Annotated in this window: 17 protein-coding genes; 7 read left to right on the top strand and 10 right to left on the bottom strand. The window is 71.4% G+C overall.

Annotation, left to right across the window (positions count from 1 at the left end):
* Positions 1-151 precede the first annotated feature (151 nt).
* The gene (locus AB0A90_RS05795) at positions 152-670 is read right to left on the bottom strand and encodes a flavoprotein (RefSeq protein WP_357242196.1); all 519 of its coding nucleotides are present in this window, start codon (positions 668-670) and stop codon (positions 152-154) included.
* A gap of 219 nt (positions 671-889) precedes the next feature.
* Between AB0A90_RS05795 and AB0A90_RS05800 the strand changes: the two genes are divergently transcribed.
* Both AB0A90_RS05800 and AB0A90_RS05805 read left to right on the top strand, forming a co-directional pair.
* Positions 890-1996: an FAD-binding oxidoreductase gene (locus AB0A90_RS05800; protein ID WP_357242199.1), complete on the top strand. Its 1107-nt coding sequence runs from the start codon at positions 890-892 to the stop codon at positions 1994-1996.
* Positions 1996-2559: a DUF6082 family protein gene (locus AB0A90_RS05805; RefSeq protein WP_357242202.1), complete on the top strand. Its 564-nt coding sequence runs from the start codon at positions 1996-1998 to the stop codon at positions 2557-2559. The genes AB0A90_RS05800 and AB0A90_RS05805 overlap by 1 nt, the downstream gene beginning before the upstream one ends.
* 132 nt (positions 2560-2691) lie before the next feature.
* Here the strand turns inward: AB0A90_RS05805 and AB0A90_RS05810 are convergent, their stop codons facing one another.
* Positions 2692-3576, bottom strand: coding sequence for a cellulose binding domain-containing protein (locus AB0A90_RS05810; protein ID WP_357242205.1), 885 nt, complete (start codon positions 3574-3576; stop codon positions 2692-2694).
* Positions 3577-3818: 242 nt separating this feature from the next.
* Between AB0A90_RS05810 and AB0A90_RS05815 the strand changes: the two genes are divergently transcribed.
* Positions 3819-4247: a peptidase inhibitor family I36 protein gene (locus tag AB0A90_RS05815; protein ID WP_357242208.1), complete on the top strand. Its 429-nt coding sequence runs from the start codon at positions 3819-3821 to the stop codon at positions 4245-4247.
* Between the two features lie 2 nt (positions 4248-4249).
* Here AB0A90_RS05815 and AB0A90_RS05820 read toward each other — a convergent pair whose 3' ends face one another.
* Positions 4250-6730, bottom strand: coding sequence for a hypothetical protein (locus AB0A90_RS05820; protein ID WP_357242211.1), 2481 nt, complete (start codon positions 6728-6730; stop codon positions 4250-4252).
* Positions 6731-7093: 363 nt separating this feature from the next.
* Here AB0A90_RS05820 and AB0A90_RS05825 point away from each other — a divergent pair, with 363 nt between their 5' ends.
* On the top strand, positions 7094-7984 hold the full coding sequence (locus tag AB0A90_RS05825; RefSeq protein WP_357242214.1) for a hypothetical protein: 891 nt from the start codon (positions 7094-7096) through the stop codon (positions 7982-7984).
* A gap of 359 nt (positions 7985-8343) precedes the next feature.
* On the opposite strand, the gene AB0A90_RS05830 is transcribed toward AB0A90_RS05825, so the two are convergent.
* Positions 8344-9180, bottom strand: a complete 837-nt coding sequence (locus AB0A90_RS05830; RefSeq protein ID WP_357242216.1) for a hypothetical protein — start codon at positions 9178-9180, stop codon at positions 8344-8346.
* A gap of 185 nt (positions 9181-9365) precedes the next feature.
* On the opposite strand from AB0A90_RS05830, the gene AB0A90_RS05835 reads away from it, so the two are divergent.
* Complete coding sequence (locus AB0A90_RS05835; RefSeq protein WP_357242219.1) at positions 9366-10001, top strand: hypothetical protein; 636 nt, start codon at positions 9366-9368, stop codon at positions 9999-10001.
* On the opposite strand, the gene AB0A90_RS05840 is transcribed toward AB0A90_RS05835, so the two are convergent.
* Together AB0A90_RS05840 and AB0A90_RS05845 are read right to left on the bottom strand one after the other, a co-directional pair.
* Complete coding sequence (locus AB0A90_RS05840; RefSeq protein WP_357242222.1) at positions 10002-10370, bottom strand: DUF4180 domain-containing protein; 369 nt, start codon at positions 10368-10370, stop codon at positions 10002-10004. It abuts the gene before it with no gap.
* Entirely contained in the window at positions 10363-10809 is a 447-nt protein-coding gene (locus tag AB0A90_RS05845) for a helix-turn-helix domain-containing protein (protein WP_357242225.1), read from the bottom strand. Before AB0A90_RS05845 ends, AB0A90_RS05840 begins: the two co-directional genes overlap by 8 nt.
* Before the next feature lie 166 nt (positions 10810-10975).
* On the opposite strand from AB0A90_RS05845, the gene AB0A90_RS05850 reads away from it, so the two are divergent.
* Positions 10976-14344 carry an AAA family ATPase gene (locus AB0A90_RS05850; protein ID WP_357242228.1) on the top strand — a complete coding sequence of 1123 codons (3369 nt, stop codon included), beginning with the start codon at positions 10976-10978 and terminating at the stop codon, positions 14342-14344.
* 57 nt (positions 14345-14401) lie between these two features.
* On the opposite strand, the gene AB0A90_RS05855 is transcribed toward AB0A90_RS05850, so the two are convergent.
* The gene (locus tag AB0A90_RS05855) at positions 14402-15259 is read right to left on the bottom strand and encodes an ABC transporter permease (protein ID WP_357242231.1); all 858 of its coding nucleotides are present in this window, start codon (positions 15257-15259) and stop codon (positions 14402-14404) included.
* The gene (locus AB0A90_RS05860; RefSeq protein WP_357242234.1) at positions 15256-16269 is read right to left on the bottom strand and encodes an ATP-binding cassette domain-containing protein; all 1014 of its coding nucleotides are present in this window, start codon (positions 16267-16269) and stop codon (positions 15256-15258) included. The genes AB0A90_RS05855 and AB0A90_RS05860 overlap by 4 nt, the downstream gene beginning before the upstream one ends.
* A gap of 154 nt (positions 16270-16423) precedes the next feature.
* Between AB0A90_RS05860 and AB0A90_RS05865 the strand changes: the two genes are divergently transcribed.
* Positions 16424-16939 (top strand): GNAT family N-acetyltransferase, encoded by a 516-nt coding sequence (locus AB0A90_RS05865; RefSeq protein ID WP_357242236.1) that lies wholly within the window; start codon positions 16424-16426, stop codon positions 16937-16939.
* 25 nt (positions 16940-16964) lie between these two features.
* Here the strand turns inward: AB0A90_RS05865 and AB0A90_RS05870 are convergent, their stop codons facing one another.
* Together AB0A90_RS05870 and AB0A90_RS05875 are read right to left on the bottom strand one after the other, a co-directional pair.
* A complete protein-coding gene (locus AB0A90_RS05870) occupies positions 16965-17951 on the bottom strand; it encodes an aldo/keto reductase (protein ID WP_357242239.1) in 987 nt (328 codons plus the stop codon).
* Between the two features lie 83 nt (positions 17952-18034).
* A complete protein-coding gene (locus AB0A90_RS05875) occupies positions 18035-18787 on the bottom strand; it encodes an SDR family oxidoreductase (RefSeq protein ID WP_357242242.1) in 753 nt (250 codons plus the stop codon).
* Positions 18788-18866 lie beyond the last annotated feature (79 nt).

An 18866-nucleotide genomic window follows, 5' to 3' on the forward strand; every position in this document is an offset into this window, starting at 1 on the left:
CAGCCGTCCGCCGCACCGAGGGCAGTTCGCGTGGGTCACCGGCGGCTCCGTCCGTCTCGCCTGATCGAGCCTATCCATTGAACACGCTGCGTGCAGCGCTGGTATACGCGCGACGCATATCTCAAGGACCGCCCAACAAGGGAGCAGATGCTCAGGCCGGACGAAGCAACCGCAGCGCCTCGACCACCATCGCCCAACGATCCTTCTCGCCCACCGGGTTGAGCACCTTCCCCTTGGCGACGACTACACCGGCCCCGCGCAGCACCGCCACGTGACCCGCATACGCCGGATGGGCAGCCAACTCCGCCTTCACGTGTGGAAACGCAAGGATCGGCAGCCCCGCCCCCAACGACTCGTTGAGGACGCCGAGCGCCAGCGTGTCGTTGATGCCCAACGCCCACTTCGTCACCGTGTTGAACGTGACCGGCGCGGCCACCACCACATCAGCCGGCGGGTGCGGCTCGGGGTCGCCGGGCATCCGCCACTCCACGCGTACGAGATAGCCGGTCTTGTTCTGCAACGCCTCCCGGTCGAGCCACCGCGCGGCGGTCGGGCTGACGATCATGCACACCCGCCAGCCGTCGGCGATCAGCAGATCGACCAGCTCGTCGACGTGTTCCGCCGGACCCGCGGCGCAGACGACCAGATACAGCACCGGACGTTCCGTCATGCCCGCAGTCTGCCCGACCAGGATGACGCGTAGTCGACCGCATACGGGCCGCGCATGCTGCCAATGATCACCGTGGCATGCCGTTGTGCCTGGTCAGGCGCGAGAGTCGACGCATGGCCCGGGGCGGGTGCTGGCTTCGGGGTTGCGCCGGCCCTCAACGGCGCAGCCGCGTCCCGCCCGCCCCGATGCCGCTCGATCCATCAACGTCTCGGAGCCGGCATGCCCACCATGATCGACGACGACCATCCGTCCCACGTGAGCCTGGCCGCTGCCTGGGCGTCGGTCGACGCGCGGGCCGCCGGCGACTTCTGGTGCACCCTCGAAGACCGCCGACCCGGCCTACTCCCGCACCGCGACGCGCCGCTGTTCTTCACCGCGTTGGGTCAGCTCATGGTCGGCGGCGGCGACCCGGCCAGTCGGGCGGCGCAGCTCCTGGTGCTCGGCCGCGCGTACCGTCATTTTGCCCTGCTCCCGCACTCCACCACCATTGGCGACGCGCTGCTCGCCACCGTGGCCCGGCACGCACGCCCACTGTGGACACCACGGCTCGCGCTCACCGCGGAGCGCGCCCTGTGCCGCGCCACGCGCGCCATCCGCCGGGCCGCCGCGCAGGTCGGCGACGGCCGGGCCTGGTGGCACGTCCAGGTGATCGGCCACGAGCGGCCGTCGCCAGACGTCGCCACCCTGACGGTACGTCCCTGGCGACGACTGCCCTTCCAGCCAGGTCAGGCCGTCCCGGTGTGCACGCCGCGCCGGCCGGGGCAGTGGCGCTGGCTCTCGCCGGCCAACGCCCCACGCGCCGACGGCACCGTCGAGCTGCACGTCCGCGCCGTACCCGCCGGCATCGTCTCCCACCGCCTGGTCCACGAGGTACGCCCCGGCGAGCAACTCTGGCTCGGCCCACCCGGCGACAACGGGCTGGCCCTTGACCCGTCGAGCACGAACGATCTGCTGCTCATCGCCGGTGGCACCGGTCTCGCGCCGCTGCGCGCCCTGGTTGAACAGGTCGCCGCCGCACCGGACGGCAGGCGGGTGACGCTCGTCGTCGGCGCGCGCAATTTCACCGACCTGTACGACGCGATCGCCCTCGACAAGCTGCAATGCGCCCACGACTGGCTCACCGTCGTGCCGGCGTTCTCCGCCGACCCCTGCGCCGAGCCGGCCGAGCAGGGCGACGCCCTGACCATCGCCCTCAACCACCACCAGCCCGGCCAGGACATCTACCTGTGCGGTCCGCCTGCGATGCTGGCTGGCGCCCGGTCCCGGCTCCTGGCCCTCGGCATCCCCGCCACCCACATCCACCTGCCCGAACGGTTCACCCGCTGATGGCTCGCCGCTCCCGGCGGCACATCGTGGCAGTACGCGCCCTGCACACCGACCTGCTCAAGATGGCGATCGACGATCCGGCCCTTCTCGAATGCTGGGGGCCGATCGAGGACGCCACCGACCTCGAATGGTTCCGCAAGCACGTCTATGCGAACCTGATCGTGACCCACTGGCAGTCGATGTGGGAGGTGGACGTTCTCAGCGCGCCGCACCTGGAGGTACTCGCCGATCAGTTCTTCAAGGGTCAGGTGGGGCGGCGATTCTGGGTGGAGGCGCGTGGGCCGCGACGGAAGGCTGAGACGTCCCGGCGCGCGCGGCGGTTCACAGCGATCGTTGATCGCCGGTATCTCTTGGCAGTCGCGGCAGGACCGGCGGTGAACGAGCCTGCTACGGCTGTGCCGAACGCAGGCCCCGAGTCGAAGTCGCGGCGAGAGGCCGGAAAGGGTCGTGCCGCGGTGCTCGCGGTCGGAGTTGTGTTGGGAGCTGCGGCCTTCATCGCCGGCCGCCGTCGCCGTCAGGGCCGCGATGCCCACCGGCAACGTCTTTCACCGCCTGGCCCATGAGGTACGCGGGTTGCGGCACGTGTCGCCAGGAGGGCTGATGCCTGTGAGTCATCTTGATGACTCACAGGCATCACGCTCACCAGGGCAAGGCCGGCCGGACACGCCTCATGCCACTCGGCTGCGGGCACGAGGTCAGGAGGAGACGTCGCCGAACTCGCGTACGCCGTCGACGTCCAGCGTGATCCGGGCGTTCTCGGTCCACTGGCCGGTGGCGGCGAGCCAGCTCGGGTCGTCGCGCTCGTCGATGTCACTCCAACTGTGCCGGTGGTGCCGTAGCTGGATCGGCCCGGTCGACTCGCCCGGCTCCAGCATGCCGTCGGTGAAGGTCAGCTCGACCCAGCCGGGAACCGGCGTACCCGGGATCGGGTAACCGGGTGGCGTGGGTGTGGTCAGCGGGGGCGGCCCGGCCGGTGGGATGAAGAACTGCACGGTCTGCCGGATCCGGTCGCAGCCCAGCGCGGCCCAGTCGCAGTTGGGCACCAGCGAGGTGTTGGCACCCTCGAACCGCAGGTGGTAGCGCACCCGCACGGTGCTCAGGTCGAGCGGCCCGCCGCCGGTGTTGGTGACCTTCAGGGCGTGCTGGATCTGGTTGTTGGTCGGAGACCAGTCGAGGTTGAGGTAGCTGACCGTCGCGCGGCCGCTGGCGGTGCGCACGGTGGTGACGGGTGAGGTGTCGGAGAAGCCGCCGAGCGCGCGGGCGGCAACCGCGATCCGGTACGTCGTGCCGGGCGCGAGGTCGGTCAGCGTGATCGTGCTGTCGATCGACGTGCCGAGCCAGCGGTACGTGTGCGGACCCAGCGGCACCTGCACCTCGTAGTTGATCGACTGCTCGGCGGCCGGATCGCCGATCCAGGTGGATGGCGCCCAACTGAGGGTGAGCTGGTGTGGTTGGTTGACCACCACCGTCGGACTGCCGGGGGTGCTGATCGCCGGGCCGTCGGCACGGGCGGCGTCGACGGCGAGCAGGCTCGCCAGCGCGGCGAGGGCGGCGGCGGCGGTGACGCGACGGGCAGGCATGGCCGAATGGTAGCGGCAATAAACATCGATCAATGTGATGTCTCACCTGTTGGCGGGGGTGCGGGGCGGTGCCCCAATAGCGCATTGTCAGGATTCTGCACGTATTCGAGCTGGCGATCAATCAAGTGTCCTTAATACGCTGATCGGGCGGCCCATCCATCGCGAGGTGTCGAATGGTCATTCCCCGTCCCGTTGTCGCCGTGCTCGCGGCCGTACTCAGCTGGTTTTTGATCGTTTTTCCGATGCCTGGTCCGGCTGGCGCCGCTCCGGCCGGCAGTCCGGAAACGGCCGATTATCTGGCTGCCCACCCGGGCGGTAAGGCGATCAACGACAACGAGATCAGTTACGACGGTGGGGATTTCGTCGTGACCCTGCGGCGGCCGATCGGGACGCTCGCCGCGGCCGACTGCCCCTCGGGCTGGTACTGCTTCTACGAGTGGCCCAACTACGGCTATCCCCGGGGTCGGCTGTCCGACTGCGGACGGCAGAGCCTCGCCACCTGGTACTGGCAGTTCCGCGTCGAGTCGGCGCACTACAACCTCACGAGCGGATCCGTCGCGTTCTACTACTACGACACCCGGCTCTTCGACGTCGGTGCCGGAAACCGGGTCCGCAGCGACGCGTCCCCCTACCGCAACTGGCCGAACTACGTGCAGCGTCGCTGCGGGTGACGTCAGTCGCAGCCGAGCGCGGTGGTCCGGTTGGTCCGTTCCTTGTGCAGGAACAGCACATAGTCGAGGGTCTGGTTGTCGGTAAGCGTGGTGGTCTCGTGACTGAGCAGCTCGCCGGTGTTCGGGTCGAACTGCACGGTCTCCCGGCGGTCCTCGGCGTCGGCGCTGAAGGCCAACCCCGGTCGGTCGTCCCAGTCCGGGTACGCGCCCCGGTCCTGGATGCCCGCCGTGGCCGCCAACTCGAACAGCAGCGCCGAGATCTGACCCGGGCTCAGCAGGTGGTAGCGGAAGAGCCGACTGACCACGTTGACCATCCCGGCGGCGGTGCGCAGCTCCGGTGGTAACTCGCTCAGTTGCGCGGCGAGCTGACGGCGCAGCTCCGACGGGTCCACGGAGGGCACCGGCGGCACCTCGGACAGGTCGCCCTGGCCGTACCGGAACGACGCGGGCGCGCCGGGGCCCCGACCCCTGGTGGTCGTCGTGACGACCCGGCGACCGGACAGCGCGGTACTCCACCACAGGCGCTCGTCCCGGTAGCTGCCCCGGTCGACCCCCGGCGCCAGGTCCGCCGGAGCCCAGACCCGCAGGCAGGACAGGGTGTACGTCCCGTCGGTGGGGCGCGGGGCGATCCCGGCGACGGCCAGCGCGAGGTCGGCGAGGCGCTGCGCTCTGCCGGCGTACCCCGGGGTTTCCGGCGGCGGTACGGCGCCCGGCGGTGCCTCGGTCGTCGGCGTGACCGGGGCCTCCCCGCGCCCCCTGATGTTGGAGGCACCGACCGCCACCAGTGACGTCAGCGTCACCCCGCCGCCGAGCAGGATCACCAGGACGGCCCGCAGTTTGGGTGGCAGCCCGCTGGTCCGGCCGGAGGCCGTCGGCGGCACCGGAGGCTTCGCGGCCGAGGGGCGGCGGGGCCGCGGGATGGCGTTCGTCCGGGTGGCGACGACGTGCCGGGGTGCCGACCGGTTGGCGCGTCGGTTTCCGTCCCGGTTCAGGGGCCGCCCCGGCGCGCTGGCGCTGGTCGCCGTCTCGGTCGCCGATCCCGGCCGGCCGCCGACGGCCGCGTTCCCGTGCCAGCCGCCGGGCACCTGGCGTGGCGGAATCGCCACCGTTCCCCACCGCCACCTTGGTGCCTCCGGGATCGACGGACGTCGCGGCTGGTCGAGGTGCTCCCGGTCCAGTGGGGCACCCCGGTTCTGCTGGCTCGGCTGCGCGCCCACCGCGTCGAACCGGGCCGGCCGGTCGTTGCCCGGGAACGCGGGCTGCGGGTCTGCGCCGACGAGCGGCACGGTGGGCAGGCCGGCCGCGGCAGGTGGGACGACATCGGGGCGGAACTCCCGCTGGTAGGCGAGCGCCGCGTGGGCGGCCAACCGGAAGTACCAGGCCCGACCGGCGCGGCCGGCGTCCTCGTAGGTGCAGCAGATCAGTGCCTGGCTCAGCAGGGAGAGCAGGTACTGCGCCCGCCAGTTCACACCCCAGTTGCCGTCCTTGGCGCCCGCCAACCCGACCGCGTAGCTGGCCTTGATCACCTTGGCGGGCAGCGCGGGCAGCCGGTCCGACGGGCGTTCACGCGGGTCGATCAGCAGGGTACGCAGGGCGTCGGCCTGCACGCTGCGGGTGCCGGCCGTCAACTCGGCGAGGACGGCGTCCAACAGCAGGCTGACCAGGTCCCGGGTGAGCGGGGCGTCGACCGCGAACCGGTCGGTGTCCACCAGGCAGAACTTCTTCACATGCACCGACCACGTACCGGAGGACGGGAAGAGAGCGTTGCCCCTGTGCAGATCCCCGTGGGACACCCCGCAGAGCTGGTCGAGCGGATCGCCGTCAAAGAGCGAGTTGCCGTCGCCGAACCGGAGGGGGTTGGGGACCACGGTGTTGGTGGCGGGGTCGAGCAGCCAGTCGACGTCCAGGTCGTGCAGACCGAGCGCGTCCGCCGCCGTGTACACCTCGGAGATGGCTCCGGCGTCGGTCAGCTCCCGGCGCACGAACTCCACGACGCTGGTCCGGCTGCTCCGCCGGCCCGCGCGGTGCCACCCGTTCCACACCGCGTCGAGCAGCGTGCGGTAGGCGTCCTTGAGTTGGTTGTCGCTGACCCCGGCGAGCGGGACGACCAGCTCCGCGCCGTGCGCGATGTCCTGGAACATCAGGTACCGGCCGTCACCGACCGGGTATCGCGGGTACGGCTGGCGGACCAGGTGGCGCTCGGCGAAGCCGGCGTCGACGGCGACGGCCGCCGCGTGCCGGGCCGCTTCCTCGATCGCCTGCCCAGCCGGAAGCACCTTGACGTACAGCTGCTCGGCGTCCCGGCCGTCCCGTCGCTGCACGATGATCGGGATCAGCTCCGCACCGCTGCGCCCACGACGTCGGGTGGCATGGCACGGAGGGCGGACGGTGGCATCACGCCCGGCCGCCCACTCCCGCAACGCGACCGAAACCGTCGCATCCTTTATGTACCGTTCGAACTCGTCAACGGGACCGTCGCCCATGTCCGCCGTTGGACCTTCCACGAAGTGGTGAAAGTGGACGCGGACGGCAGGGGTGGCACGTCCGAGTGAGGGATGCGCGGTAGACGCGGAAGTCAAGCTACCGCAACTTTCGGGCGAACGCGGTATTTATTCGCAGCTTCCCCCCGCACCTACCTAAAAGTAATAAATGGTCACCTTACGCTTTAGTCACATAGCGATCGGTGACATCCATGGCTGCGGATATCTGGGCGTGGTCCGTTACGCGACGTAGTCGGTTTGCAGATAACGCCTGGCCAGATGGTTACCTACCGTGAATCCGTCATCACGAACGGCTTGGCGTCGGCGTCGTCACGCCGCCGTCCGGCCTCAGACGGGAGAAACACCATGCGTACCACCACACAAGCCCGAGCGTTCGTACTCGTGCTCGGTCTCGCCGCGGCCGGGGCGGTGCTCGTTCCGGCGAGCCCCGCGGCCGCCGCGGTCCCCGGCCTGGTCCGGATCGCCGCGACAAGCGTCAGCAGCTCGGCCGACTTCCACTCCGCCACGGCCACCTGCCCGGGCACCAAGGTGCTCACCGGCACCGGATACGAGCTGAACGGTGTCACCGGTGAGGGCGTCGTCGACGACCTGCGCCCCAACGGCGGCGTCGCCACCGCGCCGACGTCCGTCACCGTGGGCGCCTACGAGACGGAGGCGTTCGCCGGCAACTGGTCGGTGACGGCGTACGCGATCTGCGCCAACCCGCTGCCCGGCCTGGTGCGGGTCTCCGCGGTCAGCGTCAGCGACTCGGCCGACTTCCACTCCGCCACGGCCGCCTGCCCGGGCACCAAGGTGCTCACCGGTACGGGATACGAGCTGAACGGTGTCACCGGTGAGGGCGTCGTCGACGACTTCCGCCCCAACGGCGGCGTCGCCACCGCGCCGACGTCCGTCACCGCCGGCGCGTACGAAGCTGACGCCACCGCACTGAACTGGTCGGTTACCGCGTACGCGATCTGCGCCAACCCGCTGCCCGGTCTGGTCCGCGCGTCGGCCGTGGGCGCCAACAACTCACTCGACTTCCGCAGTGTCGTCGCGGGCTGCCCGGCCGGCAAGGTGATGACCGGCGCCGGCTACGAGCTGAACGGTGTCACCGGTGAGGGCATCGTGGACGACTTCCGGCCCAACGGCGGCGTCGCCACCGCGCCGACGACAGTCGACTCGGGTGCGTACGAGGAGGACGCCTTCGCCGGCAACTGGTCCGAGACGTCGTACGCCATCTGCGCCACGGCGTAACCAACCATCCGGTGTTGCCGCCCCGCGAACACGGGGCGGCAACACCCGGTCAGCTCACGCGCCGCCCTGGCGTTGGATCCGCCCATCGCCCGAGACCTTGGCTCGACCCAGGTCGCGCTCGGTGCCAGCGGAGCCGGTCGCGGTACGGCGGTGACGTTGGTCAGGCGAGTGCTCCACCGTCGAACCCTGGCGGCCCGGAGCGCCGCTGCCCGGATGCCGCCGACCTCGCGCCGACTCGCCACCGTTGTCGTGTTTGTTCTGCTTGTGGCTACCCATGGATCGCGCGTACCCGGTCACCGTGCGGCTAGTCCTGAGCTGGCGGCGATCGGCCCGGTCGACGCTCGCTGGAGCGACCGGCCTCACGGATTCCAGTAGACGAGGACGCTGGCCTGGTCGAAGCGTCGCTCCTTCAGGTCGGCACGCCGTATCACCCAGTAGATGGTCGCGCCGCCCTGTCTGCCGCCGTGAAACTCGGCCAGCAGAACCCAGTCACCATGGTCGGGTGGCCCGTCCTCGCCGGAGTTGCCCGAGCGGTGGGCGCCCAACCAGGCGGGGTTGAAACCGTTGCAGTCAGTGCCGTAGCCACCCAGCAGCAGCGGCGTCGTATGGCCCTCGTAGGAGAAGGCGCCGTCGGGCACGTCGCCCAGGACGTCCTGCCACACCTTGGTCAGCTCCTCGAACGGAGGATCGCCCGGCAACGGCGGAGACCACGGCGGCCCGGGAATCGTCTTGACGTAGGGCAGGGAGATGTCGACCGTGAGGTGCAGGTCGCCCTCCGGGATCTCCGCGTAGACCTCGGCGCACTCCTCGTCTTCCGGAGAGAAGCCCGGCGGATACTGCTCTCGCTCCTCGACGGGCACGCCCGCCGGCACGTACATCACCTGGCCGTAGCCGTCCTCCTCGGGCCAACCGAACAGCAGCAGGTGGCCGTCGGCCGGTAGCGGAAGGTCGGTCACGTCTGCCGGAAGGGCGGCACAGTCGATGGTGGCGATCAGGGGGAACGTGGGGTCCTTGGCGTCGGCGGGAAGCAGCACCGGCCCACGGATGGCGCCCACGACCGGCCCGTCACCCTGCTGTTTCAGGAGCGCGGACGGGCGGGCCAGCCCCAGCCAGCGCTCCACCTCGGCGGCGGGGATGTCGCGGCGCAGCGCCTCGGCGCGGACCTGGTCGAGAATCTTCTCGTTTCGGGGAAGCACGCGAACACCGTAGATCAACCGTGCGACACCCACCGTCCCCGCCGATGAGCGCTGTCGCGGGTCAGAAGGCAGGCGCCCCGGCAATCGATACCGCGACTTTCCGTCGGCGGGCGGCGGATGGGAGCGCCCGTCCATAGCGTCCGAACCACGAACTTCCGCGAGCGCGCGATCTGAGGGAGGCCGCCATGGCCGACGTGTTGGTGTTACCGGGTGAGCGGGCACCAGTCACTGTGGACATCAGCCGCTGGCGGGCCGGGCTGCCGCCGGACGCGTGGCCCGACGTGCTGCCGGCGACCGGCGAGATCTGGCGGCGGGATGTCTTCGCGGTGGCCGAGGCGTACCGGTCCGGCACCGCGAGCCCACGCCAACTGCTGACCGCCGTGCTGGTCTGGGCTTACGGACCCATCGGGTACGGCCCGTGGCGCGCCACCAGGTCGCTCGACGCCGACCCGGACGGTAAACGCCTGTCGTACGCGCTGGAAGAGATGTCCGTGCCGGCACCCGACGAGGCCGCGTTGCGCACGGCGTACCGCCGCTTCGGCAGCCCCGACCACGCTCGCCTGCCCTGGCTGGGGCCGGGCCTGTTCACGAAGGTCCTCTACTTCGTCGGCTACCGGCGCGGGGAGGGCGGCGTGCAGCCCCTGATCCTCGACCGTGTCGTGGCCAGCCTCCTCCCCGCCGAGGCGGGCGTCGGTCGGCGCAACGGCTGGTCGTCCGAGGAGTGGCTGACCTACCTGCGGTGGGCGGCCGAGCAGGCCCAGGTACGGGCGATCGAGGCGGACGAGGTCGAGATGACGGTCGTCGGCGACGGGGTGAGGTGACTATCGCGCCGTGCGCAGACGGGTGTCGAGCGCGTCGAGGTCGGGGACGAACCAGATGTGCCCGCCCTGGTTCGACTCGTGCACCAGGGCGCGCAGCGCGGCACTTTCCGCGAGCTGCGCCGAGATGTCACCGACGATGGCCAACCGCAACCGGTAGTTGACGAACTTCTGCATCACGTCGCCCGCGAAGCGGGTGCCCAACGAGAAAAAGCGTTCGTCGAGTCGGTCGGCCGGCACGGCGACCACCTGGGCGCCGAGGAAAGCCGCGCCGATCAGGTCCAGCGCGTCCTGCTCGGTGGTGACGGTCGGGCCGGCCGGGTCGCACACCATCACCTGCACTCCGGCGCGTTCCTGGATCTCGTCAGGCATCGTGGACCTCCCGGTCGAGTAGGCCGTTGTCGGCGTTGAGGACGGCGTCGAGCAGGTGCAGCAGTTCGGCGGTGTCGGCCGGGGCGCCCAAAATGATGATCTTCATGCGGTGGCGTCGCTCGTCGTGCATCGTCTGCACCCGCAGCGGGTTGGCCTGGTCGTGGGCGGTGTTGGCGCTGGTGAGCACGAGCGTGCCGAGCCGGTCGGCGGCGGCCCGGTCGACACCGTCGATCTGCACGATGCTCGACACCTCCGCCGGCCCGGTCACGACGGCCGGTGCCTGCCCGGTGAGGGCGTCGAGATCGCTGGCGGCGATCCGATACTGCTTGCCGATCCGCACCGCGTGCAGCCGGCCCGAGCGGATGTAGCCGCGCACCGTTCGTACGTGCAGCCCGAGTCGGTCGGCGACCTGCTCCACCGAAAATATTTCTTCCTTCATTGTTCCCTAACCTAGCCGCATAGGGAAGTTTGCGGAAGCATGCGGCCTGATTCGCTCATGACATCAGCTCCACCGGGCCGCGGCTCCCCACTGTCATCGGCCGGCGGCCGGCCGTTGTCAGATCTCGACGTCCATCGTCGGAGGGGTCCAGTACCGTCTGGGAACCATGGACGTGCGGCGCGGCGACGCCATCATCGGGCGGGATCACCCCGCGGGTCTGCTGCGCGCCGAGTTGGACCGGGCCGCCACCAGCCACGGCGGCCTCGCCCTGGTCACCGGCGAGCCGGGCATCGGCAAGACGACACTCGTCACGTCGGTGGCCTGGGAGGCCCGGCAGCGCGGCGCGCTGGTCCTCGGTGCCGCCTGCTGGGATTCCGACAGTGCCCCCGGCTACTGGCCGTGGGTGCAGGTGCTGCGCGGTCTGCGGCGCTCCGCCGACGACTGGGCGGTGGCACGGCAGGCCGCCGAGCCTGCCCTCGCGGCCCTGCTCGGTGAGTCCGGCACCAGCAAGGAGCCGGCCGACCGCCTGACCAGTTGGGCCGGCGTCGACAGCGTCCCGGACGTCGGTGACCAGGAGGCGTTCGCCCTGTACGACGGGGTGACCGCCGCACTCGTCGCGGTCTCCCAGCACCGGCCGGTTGTGGTCATCCTCGACGACCTGCACTGGGCCGACCCGGCCTCCCTGCGGCTGCTGAGCTTCGCCGCCCAGCACACCTGGTTCGAGCGCCTGCTGCTGATCGGCACCTACCGCGACGCCGAGGTCGAGTCGGGTGAGCACCCGCTCCGCCCGCTGCTGATGCCGCTCGTCGCGAAGGCCACCACCATCACCCTCACCGGCCTCTCCCGGGACGAGGTGGCCGCGTTGATGACCCGCACCGCCGGGCGGAAACCGGCCGCCGGCCTCGTCGACGAGGTGCACCGGCGGACCGGCGGCAACCCTTTCTTCATCGAGCAGACGGCTCGACTGTGGCATGCCGACGAGGCGGCGGACACGATCGCGCCCGGCGTACGGGAGGCGGTGCGGCGTCGCCTGGCCCAACTGCCCCCGGCCGTGGTCGAGGCGCTCACCGTCGCCGCCGTGCTGGGCCGCGAGTTCCACCGCCAGGTCCTCGCGGCGTGCGTGACCGCCCCCGTGGCGCAGGTCGACAGGCTGCTCGACCGCGCGCTGACGGCCCGGTTGGCGGTCTCCCGGGGCGGCGGCCGGTTCGCCTTCGCCCACGACCTGGTCCGCGAGACGCTCTACGACGGTCTGACCGACGACGATCGGCAGGCCCGCCACGGCACGGTGGTCCGGGCGGTCGACGACCTGCGGGAGCTCACCGACCTGCTGATCCCGGCCGACCTCGCCCGGCACGCCTACCTCGCCGGCCCGGCGCTCGACCGCGCCCGGGTGGCCACGCTGCTGGTCGCCGCCGGCCGGGACGCGTTCGCCCGGCTCGCCACCGACGAGGCAGCGGTGCACTACCGCCGAGCGCTGGAGATCGTCGAGGACCGTAGCCAACGGGTGCGGATCCTCGTCGAGTTCGGTGAGGCGCAATATCACCACGCCGACCGGGAAGAGGCCGAGCGCCTGCTCTCCGAGGCCGGGACACTGGCCCGCACCCTCGACGACCCGGCCCTGCTGGCCCGGGTCGCGCTCATCGTCAACCGCGCCCGCCAGGTGGTGACCGCCGACTCCGTCGAGGCGGCGGAGTTGGTCCGCGAGGCGTACCGGCGGCTGATCGGCGAACCGGATCCGGACGCGCCGGTCGGCGCGCTGATCGCCGACCTGATCACCGCCACCGAGTCGATCGCCCGTCGAGGGCGCGACGACGAGGCCCTCACCTTCAGCCTCTGGGCCCGCCACGACTCCACCTGGGGGCTGGGCACCGCGGCGGCCCGTGCCGTGCTGACCGCCGAGATCCGCGACGTGGCCCGCCGGACGGGAGACCGCGAGACCGAGCTGTGGGCCACCGCGCTGCGCTGGGTGGCGCTGCTGGAGTTGGGCGACCCCCGCTTCAACGACGAGTTCACCACCTTCATCAGCGCCGACCGGCGGGGCGACCTCGCTCGGCACGACATGGCGGCAACCGTCGACAGCGCGATCATCGCGGCTTTCCGAGGAGACTTCGCCGAGGCCGACAAGAGCTTCGCCGACATCACCGACCTGAGCCACGCCGAGTTCGGCTTCATGGGCCATCACCTGCGCTGGTCCCGGCTGTTGTTGCAGGGCCGGCACGCCGAGGCCGACACCCTGCTGGACGGCTTGGCCCCGCTCGACTACCCCTACCGCGAGTTGCTGCGGGCGATCACCGCGGCGGAGCGTGGCGACGACGAGACGACGGTCCGGCTGACCGCCGGCATCGAGGCCACCACCATCCGGTACCCGCGCCCCGTGTCGCCGCTCTGGCTGCGGTTGCAGGCGCAGGCCGCCGCGGCGTCCGGCGACCCGCGGCGCTGCGAGGCCGCGCGGGCCGCGCTCGCCCCGCACCGCGGCGAGTGGACCGTGGGGCTGTTCGGCTGCGACATCAGCGGCCCCGTCGACCACTGGCTGGCGCTCGTCGACGCCGCCCAACAGCGCTGGGACGACGCCATCGCCGGCTTCACGGCCGCGTGTGACTCCGCCGACCGGTTGGGCTCCCGCCCCTGGTCGCTCATCGCCCGCGCCGGCCTCGTGAACGCCCTCGCCGCGCGGGGACACCCGGCCGACGCCGCGACACTTGCCGCACTACGGGCCACCACCGCCCGGGAGGCAACCGCTCTCGGCATGACGCAGGTGCTCCACCGGCTCGGCACGAGCCCCACCGATCCGGCCGCACCCACCATCGCGACCGCACGCCAGGTCGTCGCGGCGGCACCGGCTGTCGGCCCGACCGTGGCCGCCGGGCCAGGCCAGCTCACCGGGCCGGGCCCGCTTGCCGCGCCGGGTCAGAGCGGCGGGCCGGCCAATGCCGGGCCAGGCCAGGCTTCCGCGTCCGGTCAGGCCGCGGCGGACGAGCCAGCCGGCGGGGGGTACGAGTTTCGGCGCGACGGTCCGGTCTGGCAACTCGGGTACGCCGGGTCGGTGGTGCACCTGCCCGACGCCAAGGGCCTGCGCGACCTGCACCTGCTGCTGAGCCGGCCGGGCACCGACGTGCCGGCGGTGGAGCTGCTCGACCCGGCCGCCGGCCCGGAGCTGATCGCCGCCCGCCGGATGGGTGCCGATCCCGTCCTCGACGACGAGGCGAAGGCCCGTTACCGGCAACACCTGGCACGTCTCGACGAGGAGATCGACCGCGCCGCCGCACGCGACGACGACCGCAAGGTGGCCGCGCTGGACAGTGAACGGGGTGCGTTGCTCGACGAGCTGCGGGTGGCAGCGGGGCTGGCCGGCCGGAGCCGCCGGCTGGGCGACGAGGCCGAGCGGGCTCGCAAGACGGTGACCGCGCGGATCCGGGACACGCTGCGCAAGCTCGACGACCGCCACCCGGCGCTCGCCTGTCACCTGCGCGAATCCGTCTCCACCGGCAACGCGTGCCGCTACCTGCCCCCCGAGCCACTGCCCTGGCGGCTCTGAGATGACCCCATCCCACCCCACCGCTGGGACACGGCAAGGGTGGGGTGGGGACAGGGATCAGCGGCGGTTGTACCGGTACATGGTCAGGGTGCCGAAGACGACCAGGAAGCCGGCGCTCCAGGCCAGCAGCCACATGGTGGCCGACGGGTCCGAATCGCCGCTCATCGCCCCGCGGATCGCGGCCACCAGCTGCGTCACCGGGTTGACCTTCACGAACGCCTGGAGCCAGCCGGGCATGGTGCTCGGATCGACGAAGACGTTGCTCAGGAACGTCAGCGGGAACAGCACCATCATGCTGACCCCCATCACCGACTTCTCGCTGCGCAGGATCAGCCCGAAGAACGTCCACACCCAGGAGAACGCGAACGAGAAGACCACCAGCAGCCCGATCCCGACGGCCGCGCCGACCACCCCGCCGGCGGGCCGGAAGCCGAGCACCAGCCCCAGGCCCAGGATCACCAGGGCGGCGAGGATGTAGCGCAGCACGTCGCCGAAGATCATGCCGACCAGGGCGGCGGGACGCCAGACGGGCAGCGTCCGGAACCTGTCGAAGATGCCCTTCTCGATGTCGGTGTTGAGGCCGATCCCGGTGTACATGGTGATCATCACGACGCTTGTCACCATGATGCCGGGCAGGAAGAACTGCAGGTACTCGCGCGGGCTGCCGGCGAGGGCGCCGCCGAACAGGTACGTGAACATCAGCACCATGATGATCGGGAACGCGGTCACGTCGAAGAGCTGCTCCGGCACGTGCTTGATCTTCAGCATGGCCCGCCAGCCGAAGGTGAGCGACGCGCCGAGCGCGCTCGGTCGAGGCGGTCGGGCACCGGGCGCGAGCACCGTCGCCAGCGCCTCGGCGGAGGGGACGTAGACCGTCGGCGCCCGTTCGGTCGTGGTGGTCGTGGTGTCGCTCATCGGGCTGCCTCCAGCTCGTTGTCGGGCTCGTCGGCCGGCACGGCGGGGTGATCGGTCAGGGCCAGGAAGACCTCGTCCAGGCTCGGCTGGCCGAGGGAGAAGTTGTCCACGACGATGCCGGCACGGGCCAGCTCGCCGAGCGCTCGCGAGGCCTGGGCGCTGGCGTCGAGGTCGGTGCCGGCCTCACCGACGCGGGCGGTCAACGCCACCGGGTCGGCGGCGAGCTGCACCGGCACGCCGAGCGCCTCCCGGAGCACCCTCTCCGCCTCGGGCCGCTGGCCGGGATCGCGCAGTCGCAGGTGGACGGTGCCGGAGCCGACCGACGACTTCAGCTCACCCGGTGTGCCCTCGGCGATCACCCGGCCGTGGTCGACGACCGCGATCCGCCCGGCGAGCTGGTCGGCCTCGTCGAGGTACTGGGTGGTCAGCAGCACCGTCGTGCCGTGCGACACCACCGCCCGGACGATCTCCCACACCTGGTTGCGACTGCGCGGGTCGAGGCCCGTCGTCGGCTCGTCGAGGAACAGCAGATCGGGGGTGTTGAGGATGCTGGCGGCGATGTCGATGCGCCGCCGCATCCCACCCGAGTACTTCTTCACCTGGCGGTCACTCGCCTCGGTCAGACCGAACGCGGCGAGCAGTGCCGCCGCGCGCTCCCGGGCGGCCGGCTTGCGCAGGCCGAGCAGGCGGGCGAGGAGCACCAGGTTCTCCGTACCGGTCAGGTCCTCGTCGACGGAGGCGTACTGGCCGGTGAGGCTGACCCGGGACCGGACCTTGTCGGCCTCGGTGACCACGTCGTGCCCGAACACCCGGGCCGAGCCCCCGTCCGGGCGCAGCAACGTCGCGAGCACCCGGACTGCTGTGGTCTTGCCCGCCCCGTTCGGACCGAGCAGGCCGTAGACGGTGCCGGCGGGCACCTGAAGGTCCATGCCGGCCAGGGCCTTGGTGTCCCCGAACGAGCGGGTCAGTCCCTCGGCCTCGATGGCCAGGCCGGTGGTGCGTCTACTCATGATTCGTACCTTTCGAGGTGTACGGGTTGGCCTGCCACCCGTAAGGCGCGAGACGGAGGTCGGCCGCCCGCTAGATCAGATCTAGCGGGCGGCGTTTCGGGGTGGAATGTCGGCGCGGATCGGCTTGACTGGGGTCGACGGACAGGGGAATGGGATGGCTCAGGTACGCATCGACCCGTGGCGCGAGGAGGACCTCGACCTGCTGCGGCAGCTCAACACCCCGGAGACGCGCAGGCACACCGGCGGCCCGGAGACCGACGAGCAGGTGCTCGCCCGGCACGAGCGATACGTGCACTTCGCCGACGACGGCCAGGGTTGCATGTTCGTCATGGTCCTGCCAGACGGCGCGCGGGTGGGCAGCGTCGCCTACTGGTCCCGGCAGTGGCGGGAGCAGCAGGTCTACGAGATGGGCTGGGCGGTGCTGCCCGCGTACCGGGGGCAGGGGCTGGCCACCGCCGCGGTGCGCGCGGTGGTCGACGTGGCCCGCGCCCGGCGGACCCACCGCCACGCCCACGCCTACCCGTCGGTCGACAACGCGGCCTCGAACGCGGTCTGCCGCAAGGCCGGGTTCACGCTGCTCGGTGAGACCGGCTTCGAATACCCGCCGGGGCACCTGATGCGTGCCAATGACTGGCAGCTCGACCTGACCGCCCCACCGACCGGGAGTTGAGGTCGGCGGGGCGGCCGGTGGCAGGTCACCAGGTGGTGTCGAGGCGGTGCCGTTGCTCGGCGGTCAGCTCCAGGTCGACAGCCGCCAGGCTCTCCTCCAGTTGGGCCACCGAGGAGGCGCCCACCAGCGGGATGAACGGCAGGTCGCCGCCCAGCAACCAGGCGAGCACCACCTGGTTGACGGTCGCGCCGCTCTGCCCGGCCACGTCCCGCAGCGCGGCCAGTCGCCGGGGCGCGCTCGGCAGGTCGTACGCCGAGCCGAGCGGCTTGTCGGCCCGGGTGAACGCCCCCTTGAGCAGCGGCGAGTATGCCACCAGGGTCAGCTCGGGCTCGGCACGCAGGTAGCTGAGCAGGTCACCGCCGACGCCGCCCGGCTCGCCGTCCGGGTCCAGTTCGCTGATCAGGTCGGTGCGGGTCGGCAGGTAGCTGCGGTGGTACTGGAGCACCTCGTACCCGGGCAGGCCGGCGGCGGCGGCCAACGCGCGGGCCCGCTCCACCCGCCAGGCCCGGTGGTTGCTGGCGCCCAGCAGACCCACCGTGCCCTCGGCGACCAGCTCGGCGAAGCCCTCCACAGTTTCCTGGAGCGGCACGGTCCGGTCCTCGATGTGCGCGTAGAGCAGGTCCAGCCGCTCCACCCCGAGCCGTTCCCGGCTGCGCTCCGCCGACTCGCGGATCACCTTCGCCGACAGGCCCTCGGCGTTGTCCAGATAGCTGGTCCCCGGGGCCAGCGGTCGGGCACCCAGCTTGGTGGCGATGACGATCTCGGCGCCGACGCCCCGGCTGCGCCGCCACCGGCCGAGCAGCGCCTCACTCTGCCCGCCCTGCCCGCCGTCCACCCAGAACGCGTAGTTGTCCGACGTGTCGATGAACGTGCCGCCGGCCTCGACGTACCGGTCGAGGATCGCGTACGAGGTGGCCTCGTCGGTCGCGCTGCCGAACAGCATGGCCCCGAGGCTGAGCACGCTGACCTCGCGCCGGGTCGCCGGGTCGGTGCCGATCGTGCGGTACCGCATGGGGATCTCCTTCCGTGCGCCCTGCCGGTGGGCGCCTGCGGATCACCCTGACGGCTGGAGTGCGCTCCAGGTCAAGCGCTCGGTCACCAGGGCAGTACGCCGTAGCCACCGCCGGTGTCCATCTGGAAGCCCCAGAACAGCCCGCTCGGGCCGTCGGCCGGCAGCGTCGCCAGGTGCACGCTCACCTCGGCGCCCTGTTCGGCACTGCGGAAGCCGTTGTTGCCGTTCAGGTCGGTGGCGCAGTAGCCCGGGTTGGCCGCGTTCACCTTGATCGGGGTGTCCCGCAGCTCCTTGGCGTACATGGCGGTGAGCATGTTCAGCGCCGCCTTCGACGACGGGTACGGCAGGGAGGTCAACGCGAACAGCGCGCTCGCCGGGTCGGTCATCGCCGCGATCGAGCCGACATCGCTGGAGACGTTGACGATGCGGGCCGCGGGTGCCCGGCGCAGCAGTGGCAGCAGCGCATTGGTCACCGTCGCCACCCCGAACACGTTCGTCTCGTACACCCCGCGCAGCGTCGCCACCGTCGTCTCGGTGGGCAGCCCTCGCTCTCCGTCGACGAGGATGATGCCGGCGTTGTTGACGAGCACGTCCAACCGGCCGTACTCCGTCTCCACCAGCTTCGCGGCTGCCGCCACCGACTCGGCGTCGGTGACGTCCAGCGGCACGAACCGCGCGTCCGCGCCGCCGTCGCGCAGCTTCCGTTCCGCTGTCCGGCCGCGCTCGGCGTCGCGGGCACCGACCAGCACGGTCATCCCGAGGGCGCCGAGCTGCCGGGCGGTGGCGAAGCCGATCCCCTTGTTGGCCCCGGTGATCAGGGCGATCATGTTCGTCATGCCGTCGAGCCTGTCTGCGCCGGCGGCCCCGGGGGAGAGACGGGCCGAGCCTGGGACCGGCGGTACCACCCTCGCGAGC

Origin of the sequence: Micromonospora sp. NPDC049204 (genome assembly GCF_040647935.1) — a bacterium.
Classification (GTDB): Bacteria; Actinomycetota; Actinomycetes; order Mycobacteriales; family Micromonosporaceae; genus Micromonospora.